The sequence below is a fragment of the Modicisalibacter coralii genome (genome assembly GCF_004117855.1).
Taxonomy (GTDB): domain Bacteria; phylum Pseudomonadota; class Gammaproteobacteria; order Pseudomonadales; family Halomonadaceae; genus Modicisalibacter; species Modicisalibacter coralii.
The window spans coordinates 71,812-84,986 of record NZ_QWBW01000014.1; the positions used below are offsets into that span (position 1 = coordinate 71,812).

A 13,175-nucleotide genomic window follows, 5' to 3' on the forward strand; every position below is an offset into this window, starting at 1 on the left:
CCTTACGAGGATTTGGCCGTGCGATACACGAGGTTCAGCCACTCGCCGCCATACTGCTTCGAGTAGTCGTCATAGACCGACTGCACGCGATCGCGGAACGGCTTGATGTCGACCTCGTTGATCTCCAGCGACTCGCCCATCGCCTCGAGATTCGACGCTTCGATCTCGGCCGCCTGGGCGTAGGCCGCATCGCGCATGTTCTCGCCGACCTCGTCGAAAACCCGACGCTGCTCGTCGGTCAGCGACGACCAGAACCTCGGCGACGCCAGCAGGAACGACGGGGTGTAGACGTGCTTGGTCAGCGACAGGTAGTCCTGCACCTCGTACATCTTCTGGCCATAGAAGCCGTAGGCCGCGGCCTCGGCGCCATCGACCACGCCGGTCTGCATGGCGGTGAAGGTCTCGCCCCAGGCGAGCTTGGCGGGAACCGCACCCAGCGAAGCGAAGATCTGCTGACGGAAATCACCGCCCGAGATGCGGATCTTCATGCCTTCGAGATCCGGCGGGATCCGAATCGGATGCTGGGAGTTGATGATGTGCCGGAAACCGTTCTCGTAGATGCCCACCACATGGGCGTCCATGTTGTCCTCGATGTCCGTGGTGATGGCGTCTTCCAGCCCGGCGGCCATGGCGCGCTGGACGTGATCACGCCCCTGGAACAGCCACGGCAGATCGAAGATCCCCAGCTTGTCGTCGACCTTGAGCACCCCGGAGGCGACGTTGACCATCTCGATGGTGCCGAGCTGCAGGTTGTCGAGCAGCGCCGACTCCTTGCCGAGCTGACCGTTGGGATAGAACGCGAAGTCGAACTGCCCGGGCAGCTTCTCCTCGATGCGTTCGGCGAACATCTCGGCCTGCTTGGCCAGCGGCGATTCGGCCGAGACGTGAGTGGCGATGCGTACCTCGCGCGGCTCGGCGTGCGCGGACAGTGCGACCACCCCGACGCCGGCAATACCGGCGAGCATGACGGCTTTCTTGAAGGACATGGCGTGACCCCTTACTTGCTGGTTTATGTCGCGCCGCTGCCGCGGCGCTTGTCGTGGCGGCCGGTGGCCGCCTAGCGAATGTCGAAACTGTAATGGAACCAATCGAGCCGCCCGCGGCTGACGCGCCACTCCAGTGGACGCTCGTCGTACCCCCGGGCCAGACGGGTGATCTCGATCACCGGCGACGCGGGCTCGACCGCCAGCTGTGTCGCCACCGTATCGCTCGCCGTGACGGCGGAGAGCGTGTCGGTCGCACGAAAGACCATCTCGCCGCAGACGCGCTCGTAGAGCGGGTACAGCAGATCGCCCCACGCCTCGGCGGGAAGATCGAGCAAGGCGGCAAAGCGCGCCGCCGGCAGATACAGCGTCTCGTAGAGCAGCGGCGTGCCCTCCACCCGACGCAGGCGCTCGATCTCGATGAGCTCGGCATCCTCGACCAGCTCGAGCTGGCGGATCGGCTCGGCCAACGCCGGGACGGCACGCACGCCGAGCAGTTCACTGGTCGGTGTCAGCGGTGTGCCCTGGCGGTCGGTGAGACGGAAGAAGCGCGCCAGGGAATGGCTGAAATCGACGCGCCGGACGAAGGTGCCCCGCCCGTGCTGGCGATCGACCCACCCGCGCTCCTCCAGCAGGTCGATGGCCTTGCGCGTGGTCCCCGGCGAGACGCCGTAGGCCTGCGCCAGATTCATTTCCGACGGCAGCCCGTCGCCGGGCTTGAGCTCGCCACGATGGATGCGGTCGAGAATCGCCCGATAGATACGGTAATACCGCGGCTGACGCTCTTGCTCGGCGGAATCTTGTAAATTCATGGCGCACAGTGTACTTATGGTCTTATATAAGAGTAGACAAGCTGTGACACATATGGCACAGGACGACTGCGGGCACAAGCACCATGCGACCAATGGATAAGACCATCGATAGTCATGCGCACGTCTTCACGAGCGCCTGTCGGGTGACCGACAATCCACGCCACCGGCCTCGCTACGAGGCGCCGCTGGCCACCTACCTGGAGCGACTCGACACCTGGGGAATCAGCCACGCCGTGCTGGTGCAACCCAGCTTCCTGGGCACCGACAACAGCTACCTGATGGATTGCCTGCGCGAGCATCCCGACCGCCTGCGGGGCGTCGCGGTGGTCGGCCCGGACGTCACCGATGCCAGCCTCGACAGCATGCAGGCACTGGGCATCCGCGGCACGCGGCTGAACTGGATCGGCCAGCGTGCCGACGCGCTCGACGCGCCGGCGTGGCAGGCCCTGTTCCGGCGCCTGAAGCAACGCGGCTGGCATCTCGAAGTCCAGGCCGAAGGTCCGGCACTGCTGGCGATCCTCGACCGGCTGGCGAAATGGCACTTCGAGGTGGTCGTCGACCACTTCGGCCGCCCGCGGGACAGCGCCTGGCGCGATCCGGTCGTCGAACGGCTCTGCAACGGCCACGACCGGGACCGCTTCTGGGTCAAGTGCTCGGCCCCCTACCGCAGTCAGGCGGAAAGCGTGACCGACACCGCCAAGCGGCTGCTCGACACGCTGGGCCCCCAGCGGCTGATGTGGGGCAGCGACTGGCCATGGACCCAGCACGAGCATCTCTACAGCTTCGACAAGGCCCTCGAGGACCTGCAGGACTGGGCGGGAGACGATGCACTGACCACCATCGCCTGGGAGACACCCTGTCGCTTCTACGGGTTCGAGCGCACCGCCTAGCGCGGCGGCACCCGCCGCTCAGCGTTGCGCCAGCCGCGACATCCCGCGCAGCAGCCAGGGCAGCAGCAGGACCAGGACGCTGAGGCGCAGCAGATGGTGGGAGGTCACGAAGGCAGGGTCGATGCCCAGCGACAGTGCCGCCAGGCTCAGTTCCGGGGCGCCGCCGGGCATATAGGCCAGCAACGCCGCCGCCGCGGAGATTCCGGTCGCGGCATGGATGCCCCAGGCCGCGCCGACGGCGATCGCCAGCAGGGCCACGGCCTGGACCACCGCCATCATCAGGCCGTGGCCCACCTCGCGTAGCGGTGTGCCGCCGAACCGCACCCCCACCGACAGACCGATGATCACCTGGGCCAGCGCGACGATCATCGGCGGGATACCCGCCTCGGTCATGCCGCTGACATGGAGCGCTGCCGAGACCAGCACCGGGCCGAACAGCAGCGGATTGGGCAGGCGCAGCCAACGCCCCAGCACCACCCCGGCCAGCCCCGCGAACGCCAGCATCAGGCTGTCGCCAGGGCCGGGGACCGCCAGCCAATGGGCCCAGCCGACGGTTTGCGATTGCAGGGTGACATGCCCCAGCAGGCTCAACACCGGCGGAATCGCCACCAGCAGCACCAAAATGCGCACGGCATGCGTCAGCCCCACGATGCGCAGATCGGCGTTCGACTCCACCGCCATCAGGGTGACCGCCGACACCCCGCCGGGCACACCGGCATACAGGGCCGTGCTCACCGAATACCCGGCGACACGCCGCCCGAACCACATCGAGAAGGCCATCATCAGCGCCGTCGCCATCAGCATGACGAGCAGGCTCGCGCCCCAGGCGGTCACATCGCCGGTCATGTCGGGCGAGAAGGCCGTCCCCAGCATGACACCGATGACGGCCAGCACGACCCGGCGCGCCCGCCCCGGCGAGCGTAGACGCATGCCGCTCAGGCTGACCAGCGTCGAGGCGATCAGCGCGCCCAGCAGCCAGGGCAACGGCAGGCCAGCCACATAGGCCAGCCCGCCGCCTGCGATGCCCAGCAGCAACGTCGGCAGGAAACGTATCACGCTCGTCAGCCAGGCCCGCCGCGGGTACGATCCCGCGCTCATGAGCGATTCAACGCCATGCCCGCAACACGCGCGGCAGCAGCCAGGGCAGGACCAGCAGTGCCACGGCCGCGATCCACAGGCCGATGGAGATTCCCGACTGCCAGAGGATACCCAGGTCGCCGCCGCTGATCGACAGCGCGCGGCGCAGGTTGCTCTCCATCATCCCGCCCAGCACGAAGCCGAGGATCACCGGCGCCAGCGAGAAGCCCAGCTTGCGCAACAGATAGCCGCCCACGCCGATGAGCAGCATCAGATAGATGGCCGCCAGGTTGGAGTGCAACTGGAAGACGCCGACGAATGCCAGCAGCGCGATCGCCGGCACCAGGACCCAGCGCGGGACGATGAGCACCCGGGCGAACAGCCCGGCCAGCGGCAGGTTGAGCGCCAGCAGCGCCAGGTTGCCGATGTACAGCGAAGCGATCAGCCCGCCGGCCACTTCGGGGCGCTCCGAGAACAGCATCGGACCGGGGTCGATGTTGTAGAGCATCAGCGCCCCCAGCAGCACGGCGGTGGTTCCCGAGCCGGGGATGCCCAGCGTCAGCATGGGCACGAAGGACCCCGCGGCGGAGGCGTTGTTGGCGGCCTCCGGGGCCGCCAGCCCACGCATGTCGCCGGTCCCGAAAGTCCCCTCCTTGTCGCTGATGCGCTTTTCCGTGGTGTAGGCGACCGCTCCGGCCACCGAGGCGCCGGTGCCCGGCAGAATCCCCACCAGGAAGCCCAGCAGGCCGCAGCGCCCCATGGTCGCGCGGCAGCGGCGGATCTCCTTCCAGCTGACGAAGACCCGGCCGAGCGGCGGCAGCCCCTCGCCGCCGCCACGCATGTTGTGCTCGAGCATCAGCAGGATCTCGCTGATCGCGAACAGGCCGATGATCATCACCACCAGGTCGATGCCGTCCTGGAGCTCGGCCATGCCGAAGGTATAGCGCATCACCCCGGTGCTCGAGTCGACGCCGATGGTGGCGATCATCACCCCGATCACCGCGCCGATGGCGGTCTTGATCGGGTCCTTGCCCATCATCACCGACATCGAGGCGAAGGCGAACACCATCAGGCCGAACAGCTCCGCCGGGCCGAACTGCACGGCGGCTTCGGCGAGCAGCGGCGCGAACAGCGTCAGGCCGATGATGGCGATGGTTGCCCCGACGAACGAACTCACCGCCGACAGGCCCAGCGCCGGCCCCGCCAGGCCCTGCTTGGCCAGCGGGTGGCCGTCGAGGGTGGTCATCACCGCGCCGGCGTCGCCGGGCACGTTGAGCAGAATGCTCGACATGCGCCCGCCGTACTCGGCGCCGGTATAGATCGCCGCCAGCATGATCAGCGCCGACTCCGGCGGCAGCCCCAGGGTGTAGGCCAGCGGCATGAGAATGGCGATGCCGTTGATCGGGCCGATCCCGGGCAGCGCCCCGAACAGGGTGCCGAGAATCGCCCCGAACAGCGCCAGGCCGAGATTCAGCGGGCTCAAGGCCACCTCGAAGCCCTGAATCAGGAAATCGAACATTGCGGATTCCTTCTAGAACCAGGCGCTCAGCCAGCGCCCTTCCGGCAAGCCAATGCCCAGCGCCTGGGTGAACAGGAAATAGGTCACGACGGTCATCGCCACGCCGGTCACCAGCGCCTTGCGCCAGCTGGCGGCGAACAGGCGCGCCAGGACGGTGACGGCGCACAACGAGGTCAGCGGATAGCCCAGTCGCGTGAACAGCAAGGCATAGACCAGCAGCACGGCCAGCACCAGGCCCAGTTTCAGCGCCATGGGGCGATCCGGCCACTCGCCGTTGGCGCCGGGCCGGATCACCAGCACCAGCGACAGAACGGCGAGGATCAGCGCCAACCCCATGGGGAAGGCCTTGGGCCCCAGGGGGTCGTAGCTGAACGGTACGTTGAAGCGCGTCGCCCAGGCGGCGGCACCCGCCGCCAGGACGATCAGGACCAGACCGAGAACCCGATCGGCGGTCCGATTCATTGCGTCAGCCCCACTTCCTTGGCCAGCCCCTTGAACTGCTGGATCTGCTGCTGCACGTAGCTGTCGAAGTCATCGCCGAAACGGGCCATCGGGAACAGCCCGCGCTTGGCGCGCATCTCCTCGAAGGCCGGCTTCTGGGTCAGCGTCTCGAAACGCTTCTCCCAGGCTTGATAGGCCTCGTCGCTGACATCGGGGCCCATGTAGAAGCCGCGCCAGATCGGCCACTGCACGTCATAGCCCTGCTCGGCGGCGGTGGGGATGTCCTTGAAGGGCCCGCCCATGCGTTCCTCGGAGAGCGCGGCGAGCACGCGAATCTTACCGCTGGCGAGTTGCGAGCGCAGTTCCGACAGATCGCCGGTGAACACCTGGATGTGATTGCCGAGCAGCGCCGACAGCGCCTCGCCACCGCCCTCGAAGGCCGCATAGCGCAGCTTGCGCGGCGAGATGTCCGCCGCCTTGGCGGTCAGCGCGGCCTTCATCCAGTCCTGACTGCCCACCGTGCCGCCGGCACCGAAGGCGATGTCGCCGGGATTGTCGCGCAGGTCGTCCATCAGTTCGTCGAGGTTCTGCCAGGGCGCGTCGGCCTTGACCACGATCGCCCCGTAGTCGACACCGAAGGCCCCCAGCCAGCGCACTTCGTCACCGCTGTAATCGCCGAACTTGCCCAGCGACAGGTTGACCGCGGCGCCCGTGCTGGCGGCGACGATCAGGTTCGGGTCGTCGGTGCGCACCCCGGTCAGGTGGTTGTAGGCCACGGCACCGATGCCGCCGGGCATGTAGGTGACCACCATCGGCTCGTCGATCAGCCCGGTCTCCAGCAGGCCGTTGGCCGCCAGACGACAGGTCAGATCGTAGCCGCCCCCCGGCTTGGCCGGGGCGATGCATTCGCTCTTGCCGGATTGTGCCTGGGCGCTGCCCAGTACCAGACTGCCGGCGACCAGCGCCAGCGCCGAACAGCTCTTGAACAAGCGGTTGAACTTCATGGCGAACTCCTGTCTTCTTGTCGTGGAAGTGACGACGCCACCGGCATCGCCACTGGTGTGACACTAGCGATGGTAGGGCGAGACCCTTTCATCAACCTGTCATCGTCACAGCCACCACCTACGACTTTGGTCCCATGCGCATACTGGTCGTCGAGGACGACGCGCTGCTGGCGCGCTCCCTGAACAAGTCCCTGGCCCCGCTCGGCCATCAGGTCGAGTCGTTCACGACCTACCAGGCGGCCCACGCCGCCATGGAGCGTGCCGAGTTCGACCTGATCCTGCTCGACCTGGGCCTGCCCGACGGCGACGGCCTGGGTCTGCTGAGCTGGCTGCGCGACCGCGGCAATGCCACGCCGGTACTGATCATCACCGCCCGCGACGCCATCGACGACCGCGTGCGGGGGCTCGACGAAGGCGCCGACGACTATCTGGCCAAGCCGTTCTCGCTGGCCGAGCTCGAGGCCCGGGTACGCGCCCTGCTGCGCCGCAGCCAGCAGCGCACCAGCAACCGGCTGAGCCTGGGGCCATTGAGTTTCGATGCCCAGAGTGGCGCCGTGTATCTCGACGCTACGCCGCTCGACCTGCCCCACCGCGAGCGCTGCCTGATCGAGGGGCTGCTCCAGCACGGCGAACGCATCGCCCCGCGCGAATTGCTCGAGAACCGGGTCTTCGGCTTCGCCGAGGTCGGCTCCAACGCCCTGGAGGTCTACGTCAGCCGCCTGCGCAAGCGCCTCGAGGGCAGCGGCCTGCGTGTGCGCACCTTCCGGGGGCTGGGGTATCGCCTCGAGATGGACACGCCGTGATCGAGGTCACCGGGTCGCTGAAGTCGCGGCTGGCCCTGTGGCTGCTGGTCACCGTCAGCGGACTCGGCGCCCTGCTGTTGCTGGAGGCCTATTTCGGTGCCCGCAACGCGGCCCAGCGCGCCTTCGACAGCCAGCTCGAAGCGGCCGGCCTGACCATCGCCGAGGGCATCCAGTGGCAGGGCGGGCAGCCGGTGGTCAAGATCCCCGCGGCCGCGCTGTCGATCCTCGCCACGCATCATCAGGAGCGGGTGTTCTACGCGGTGCTCGATGCCCGCGGCGAGACGATCACGGCCGATCTGGACTTCTCCGTCCCCGCCGCCTGGCAAGACGCCGCGGCCCAACGGCCCGTCTGGCGCGACGCCCGTTTCCTGGGCGCCGACTGGCGTCTTCACGGCCGCGAACTGGAGTCGGCCGGCTGGCAGACCCAGGATCCCGTGCAGATCTGGGTCGGGCACACCCTGAGCGGCCGTCGCGCCCTGGCCCACGAACTGTTCGAACGCTCGGTGTCGCGCTTTCTGGCCATGGTCCTGCTGGCCGGCGTATTGATGCTGCTGGCGATGCGCGCGGCCCTCACGCCGATGCGCCGCCTGCGCCACCTGTTGCGCCAGAGAACGGCCGAGGACATGCGCCCGCTGGACGCCAGGGTCCCCGAGGAACTGCGCGAGCTGGCCGAGACGCTCGACACGCTGTTCGCCCGGCAACGCGACAGCCACGACGCCCTGCTGCGATTCACCGCCGATGCCAGCCACCAGCTCAAGACACCGCTGGCCGGCCTGCAGCACACCAGCGAACTGGCGCTCGAGGAGCGCTCGCCCGAGGCATGGCACGAGGCCCTGACGATGATCCACCGACGTGCCGCCGATACCAGCCGCCTGGCCAGCCAGTTGCTCAGCCTGGCACGCCTGCGGCATCTGACCGGGCATCACGAAACGCAATGTGTCGAGCTGGCGACGCTGGTGCGCGACACCCTGCTGGAATCGGCCGCCAGCCTCGCGGCCCGCGATCACGACCTCGGCCTGGCACCGCTGCCCGAGGCACCGACCACGATTCGCGGCGAGCCCTGGGCACTGCGCGAGCTGCTGGGCAATCTGATCGACAACGCCCTGCGCTATACCCCCGCCGGCACGACGATCACCGTGCGCGTGAAACGCGACGCCGAGAGCGTCGAGCTCGTCGTCGAGGACGACGGCCCCGGCGTGCCGACAGCGTGGCTGGGGCGTCTGCACCAGCCCTTCGAGCGTGGCGGCCGTCAGGACACCGAAGGCTCGGGCCTGGGCCTGGCGATCGTCCACTCGATCGCCCTGCGTCATGCCGCCGAACTGTCCCTCGAGGCCGGCGACCAGGGCGGCCTGCGAGTGCGCTTGCGCTTTCCCTTCGCCGCGACCGGGACGACCTCATGAAAACCTGGATGGCCGCCCTGCTGCTGACGATCGCCCCGGTGCTCGCCGGAGCCGCCCAGGCCCAGCCGCTGCGCATCGAGGCGGCGCTGGACCGCGAGGTCGTGCAGCCATTGCTCGACGCCTTCGCCCGGCAAAATCCCGACATCGAGGTGCACTTCCACGATCGCTCCACCCGGGAGGTCGACCGACGCGTCGCCGCCGGGCCGCCACCGGACGTGGTGATCAGCTCGGCGATGCCCTGGCAACTGGCGCGCGTCAATCAAGGCTACGCACGCCGCCTGGATACCCCCGAGACCCGGAACTGGCCGCAATGGGCCAAGTGGCGCGACGCGGTGTTCGGCTTCACCTTCGAGCCGATCGTCATGGCCTATCGCCTGGATCTCGCCCGGCACATGCTGCCCCCGACCACCCATGCCGACCTGCACGACCTGCTCGACACGCACCCGGCCCTGCTGCGCGGACGCGTGACCACCTATTCGCCGAGCGTGAGCGGCATCGGCTATACGCTCTTTCAGCAGGACGCCCGCTACAGCTCGCGATTCTGGGATCTGGTCGCCGCCATGGGCGCGGCGGACGTCGCACTGGAAGACGAGACCCGGGCGATGCTCGAAGGCCTCACTCAGGGACGCTACTGGCTGGGCTACAATCTGCTCGGCTCGTACGCCATGGTCTGGGCCCAGGATCATCCCGAAGTGATGGTGCAGGTTCCCAAGGACTATGCGCTGGTGCTGATGCGCATGGCCTTCGTGCATCGCGACGCCCCACACCCCCGGGCGGCGATCCGCTTCATGGAGTTCCTGCTCAGTCGCGCCGGCCAGCGCGTACTCGCCGGTCAGACGCCGTTGTTCAGCATCCGCCCCGACGTGGTCGGCCCCTACACCGCGCAGCGCCTGCGCGACCAGGTCGGCGACCATCTCTACCCGATTCCCCTCGACGCCTCGCTGCTGGCGTTCATAGACCCCAAGCGCCGCGCGGCCTTCATGGATCGCTGGCGGCGCGAGATCAATATCCTCGAGGACGGCGACTGATCAGCCGACACTCACCTCGTAGCCGGTGAACTTGCGCAGGTTGATCACCCCGGTGTCGAACATCAGGTACTGCCCCTTGATCCCCATCAGGGTGCCGCCGACGGTGGGTGTCTTGTCGAAGTTGAGCGAGACCACCTTGGTGGGCGCTTCGAGCACCGGATAGTCGAGTGTCACCGGCGTTTCGTCGAGGGTACGGATGGCGTCGGCACCGAAGCGCTCGCGGAGCTGTTCGAGGCCTTCGGCCAGGACATCGAGCAGACGGTCGCGTTCGGCGACGAGATCGAGCACTGCCACCTCGCCCTTGAGCATCGCCCGCCAGTTGGTGCGGTCGGCGACCTGGGTCTTGAACAGCGTCTCGACCAGCCCCGACTGCTGGCGGGTGGCGACCTCGAGGATCGGCAACGCCTGGATCGCCCCCTGGTCCAGCCAGCGGGTGGGCAACTGGGTCTTGCGGGTGATGCCGACCTTGAGCCCCGAGGAATTGGCGAGATAGACCACGTGCGGCTGGAAGCAGTGCCGTTCGCCCCATGCCGGGTCGCGGCAGGTACCCAGGAAGTAGTGACAGGTTTCCGGTTTGACGATGCAGGTATCGCACTGGGGTAGACGCTTGAAGCAGGGGTAACAGTACCCCTGGCCGAAGCTCTTGCGGGTCGCCCGCCCGCAATGCGTGCAGGCGATGGCGCCGGTGTGGGCGAGGCCCAGCGTCTGCCCCAGCCGCGCGTTGAGATCCAGGCGCGCCTCGCCGGCACGCAAGGTGTAACGCGCCGGCCCGCCGTCGCCGGGGGCGATCGCCATCTTGCTCAGGCAGCCCCGGGCGGCCATCAGTTCAGCCACTTGATGCGTTCCTCGCCGTTGCTGGACTCACCATTGCCGGACGCGCTCTGGCAACTGCCCTGGAGATAGCCCACGCGCTCGGTCTCGGGCACGTCGTGTTCGATCTCGTAGCGGATCACCGCCTCGAGACACAGCTCGGTCTGTTCCTCGGAGAGGCGCCGCCCGTCGGGCCACTTGCGCAGCGCCACCGCCTGCTTGAGGCTGCGATAGACCTCGGGCGTCATCTGCTGGATCATGCGTTCGAACGTCATGTCGCTCATCGTCGTCTCCTTCGCCTTGTCGGCCTGATTGTCTCACGTCGCGCTGGCCCACGGTGTTCAACCGGCGCGTTTCTTGCGGCTGGCCCAGCCCCCGAACGCCAGGCCCAGCAACAGCCCGCCGAGGTGCGCCTCGTTGGCGACGTTGCCGAAGCCCAGCGGTTCGGCGAAATCGGTCATGGTGAAGACCATCCAGCCGAGCATGAACACCACCAGCATCTGCGGCACGAAGAAACCGCTCGACGGGCGACGCCGCGACATCAGCCAGACGTAGCCCAGCAATGCATAGTCGACCCCCGACATGCCGCCGAACAGCACGGTGCCGGTGGCGTACTGGGCCAGATTCGAGCCCACCGCGCCGATCACCACGACCAGGGCCAGACGTCGGGCGCCGTGCAGGCTTTCGACCTGACGGCCGAAGTACCACAGCCAGAGCATGTTGAAGATCAGGTGCATCCAGCCGAAATGCAGCAGCACCGGCGTGAACAACCGCCACACCTGGCCGCTGGCCAAGGTCTCGCCGAGCGAGCCGAGATGCACCGCGTTGCCGACCACACTGACCGGCGTGATCATCAGCCAGGCGAGTACCCGGTCGCCGAGCAGGGCCATTAGGGCAAAGACGATCACGCACATGCCGACCAGCCCGGCGGCGACCGGCGCCTCGGCCAGCGCCCCCCGTTTCCAGTGGCCGCGGGCGCGTGTCGGTGGCTCGACATCGAGCGGCTCGCCCCGACGCCAGCGCTCGACCAGTTGCCAGAACGCCTCGTGCTGGCCGGGGTCGGCCAGCCATATCACCAGCGCCTCGTCCTCCTCGCTGATGCGGTGGCCGATGCGCTGCGCCCACAGCGCCTGGCGCAGGCCACGGATGTCGATGTCGCGGGAGATCCTCAGCACCGGCTGCATGGGCGTTCCTCGGAGGCGATGGGTGACGGGGCGCGGGACGCGCAAAAAGAAAAATCCGGCGGAGGGGGCCGCCGGACAAAGAGCAAGGGATCATTCAAGGGAACACTCACTCTGACGGCGGTCACGCGGGTAAGTTTCATGGCGAGGCAAAAAAATGTGTAATTAATTGTAATCGACCAATCGCGCCTCGAACGCCGCGGTTCCCGAGCGCCCGGGGCTCAATCCAGATCGATCTCCCAGGGGCGGGGACGCGCCCGTTCGTCGCGTGGGACTCGCAGCCAGACGAACTTGTCGGCATCGAGCGTCGACTCGCCGTCCCAGCGATAGGCCACCAGCCGCCCGAACTTCACCGCACTGTAGTCCAGGCAGGCGATGTTGGGCGCGGGCAGCGCCGGCACGCCCTCGCACCAGTAATGGCCGAGGAACAGCGGCGGCTCGTCGGGGCCGTAATAAGGCAGACTGGCCAGCTCGGCCTCGGAGAGGGGCTGGGTCTCCAGATCGCCGGGCAGGTTGTCGGGCTGGAACACCACGTCGCCGTAGGTGCGCGGCTCCCTCGCCCAGAAGTGCGCCCGGAAGGTTCGCCGGGTAAAGCCGTCGCCGGAATGAATCTCGACGCCCTCGGGCAGGCGCAGGTGGGTCCCCCGCGTCAGCCGCTCGAGGACGCGAAAGGCGAAGCTGCCGGAATCCGCGGACTCGGCGAGGAAGGCCTCATCGATGCGTCCGCTCGGATGACGCGCCAGAAAGCGCCGGATCAGCGGGGCGTCCCAGCAGGCGTGCACCACCCGCAGGCCATCGATCTCGAGCACCAGCGGAATCGTCATGAACCAGGCCAGGGCATCCTCCCACTCGCCGGGATGATGGCGATACTGCTCGAGGGTCTCGCGGATGATGCGATTGTGCCGCGGGGTATGCTCGCGCAGCCACTCGCAGCTCGACCCGCTGGGACAGCGCCGGTTGTAGGCCAGGGCATTGATCTCGTGATTGCCCATCACGATGTGGGCCTCGCCGGCCTCGACCATGCGGCGGGCGATCGACACCGCCAGACGAATCCGCGGTCCGCGATCGATGAGATCGCCCAGGAAGATCGCCTTGCGCCGCGGATGGCGGTAGATGCCGCACTCGCGGCGGTAGCCGAGCTTCTCCAGCAACGCCGCCAGGGTCGCGCCGCAGCCGTGAACGTCGCCGATCAGGTCATAGCCATCGATGCCGTCGGTCATGCTCATC

At 67.8% G+C, this 13,175-nt stretch carries 14 protein-coding genes; 4 read left to right on the forward strand and 10 right to left on the reverse strand.

Translation table 11 applies throughout. The annotated features are described in order from the left end of the window. Positions 1-2: 2 nt before the first annotated feature. Both D0901_RS09225 and D0901_RS09230 read right to left on the reverse strand, forming a co-directional pair. Positions 3-986 (reverse strand): TRAP transporter substrate-binding protein, encoded by a 984-nt coding sequence (locus tag D0901_RS09225; RefSeq protein ID WP_129140013.1) that lies wholly within the window; start codon positions 984-986, stop codon positions 3-5. A 71-nt stretch (positions 987-1,057) separates the two neighbouring features. After that, positions 1,058-1,795, reverse strand: a complete 738-nt coding sequence (locus tag D0901_RS09230) for a GntR family transcriptional regulator (protein WP_129140014.1) — start codon at positions 1,793-1,795, stop codon at positions 1,058-1,060. Between the two features lie 83 nt (positions 1,796-1,878). Between D0901_RS09230 and D0901_RS09235 the strand changes: the two genes are divergently transcribed. Continuing rightward, positions 1,879-2,685: an amidohydrolase family protein gene (locus D0901_RS09235; protein ID WP_129140015.1), complete on the forward strand. Its 807-nt coding sequence runs from the start codon at positions 1,879-1,881 to the stop codon at positions 2,683-2,685. Positions 2,686-2,703: 18 nt separating this feature from the next. On the opposite strand, the gene D0901_RS09240 is transcribed toward D0901_RS09235, so the two are convergent. The 4 genes from D0901_RS09240 to D0901_RS09255 are packed head-to-tail and all read right to left on the reverse strand — an operon-like array spanning position 2,704 to position 6,726. Further along, on the reverse strand, positions 2,704-3,783 hold the full coding sequence (locus D0901_RS09240) for an AbrB family transcriptional regulator (RefSeq protein ID WP_129140016.1): 1,080 nt from the start codon (positions 3,781-3,783) through the stop codon (positions 2,704-2,706). Positions 3,784-3,790: 7 nt separating this feature from the next. After that, complete coding sequence (locus D0901_RS09245) at positions 3,791-5,281, reverse strand: tripartite tricarboxylate transporter permease (protein WP_129140017.1); 1,491 nt, start codon at positions 5,279-5,281, stop codon at positions 3,791-3,793. Positions 5,282-5,293: 12 nt separating this feature from the next. Next, on the reverse strand, positions 5,294-5,743 hold the full coding sequence (locus D0901_RS09250; RefSeq protein ID WP_129140018.1) for a tripartite tricarboxylate transporter TctB family protein: 450 nt from the start codon (positions 5,741-5,743) through the stop codon (positions 5,294-5,296). Next, positions 5,740-6,726: a Bug family tripartite tricarboxylate transporter substrate binding protein gene (locus D0901_RS09255; RefSeq protein WP_129140019.1), complete on the reverse strand. Its 987-nt coding sequence runs from the start codon at positions 6,724-6,726 to the stop codon at positions 5,740-5,742. The genes D0901_RS09250 and D0901_RS09255 overlap by 4 nt, the downstream gene beginning before the upstream one ends. 134 nt (positions 6,727-6,860) lie before the next feature. Between D0901_RS09255 and D0901_RS09260 the strand changes: the two genes are divergently transcribed. From D0901_RS09260 to D0901_RS09270, 3 genes are read left to right on the forward strand one after another with little or no spacing between them, the layout of a single operon-like run. Further along, complete coding sequence (locus tag D0901_RS09260; RefSeq protein ID WP_129140020.1) at positions 6,861-7,529, forward strand: response regulator; 669 nt, start codon at positions 6,861-6,863, stop codon at positions 7,527-7,529. Beyond that, complete coding sequence (locus D0901_RS09265; RefSeq protein WP_129140021.1) at positions 7,526-8,929, forward strand: sensor histidine kinase; 1,404 nt, start codon at positions 7,526-7,528, stop codon at positions 8,927-8,929. The genes D0901_RS09260 and D0901_RS09265 overlap by 4 nt, the downstream gene beginning before the upstream one ends. Continuing rightward, entirely contained in the window at positions 8,926-9,957 is a 1,032-nt protein-coding gene (locus D0901_RS09270; RefSeq protein ID WP_129140022.1) for an ABC transporter substrate-binding protein, read from the forward strand. The genes D0901_RS09265 and D0901_RS09270 overlap by 4 nt, the downstream gene beginning before the upstream one ends. Here the strand turns inward: D0901_RS09270 and D0901_RS09275 are convergent, their stop codons facing one another. The 4 genes from D0901_RS09275 to D0901_RS09290 all read right to left on the reverse strand — a co-directional run bounded on the left by D0901_RS09275 (position 9,958) and on the right by D0901_RS09290 (position 13,174). Continuing rightward, positions 9,958-10,752, reverse strand: a complete 795-nt coding sequence (locus tag D0901_RS09275) for a DUF2797 domain-containing protein (RefSeq protein ID WP_233440388.1) — start codon at positions 10,750-10,752, stop codon at positions 9,958-9,960. It lies immediately after the preceding gene. 26 nt (positions 10,753-10,778) lie between these two features. Next, positions 10,779-11,051: a YeaC family protein gene (locus D0901_RS09280; protein WP_129140023.1), complete on the reverse strand. Its 273-nt coding sequence runs from the start codon at positions 11,049-11,051 to the stop codon at positions 10,779-10,781. 57 nt (positions 11,052-11,108) lie between these two features. Further along, positions 11,109-11,951: a rhomboid family intramembrane serine protease gene (locus D0901_RS09285; RefSeq protein WP_129140024.1), complete on the reverse strand. Its 843-nt coding sequence runs from the start codon at positions 11,949-11,951 to the stop codon at positions 11,109-11,111. Positions 11,952-12,169: 218 nt separating this feature from the next. Beyond that, positions 12,170-13,174 (reverse strand): metallophosphoesterase, encoded by a 1,005-nt coding sequence (locus tag D0901_RS09290; protein ID WP_203234844.1) that lies wholly within the window; start codon positions 13,172-13,174, stop codon positions 12,170-12,172. Position 13,175: the final 1 nt, after the last annotated feature.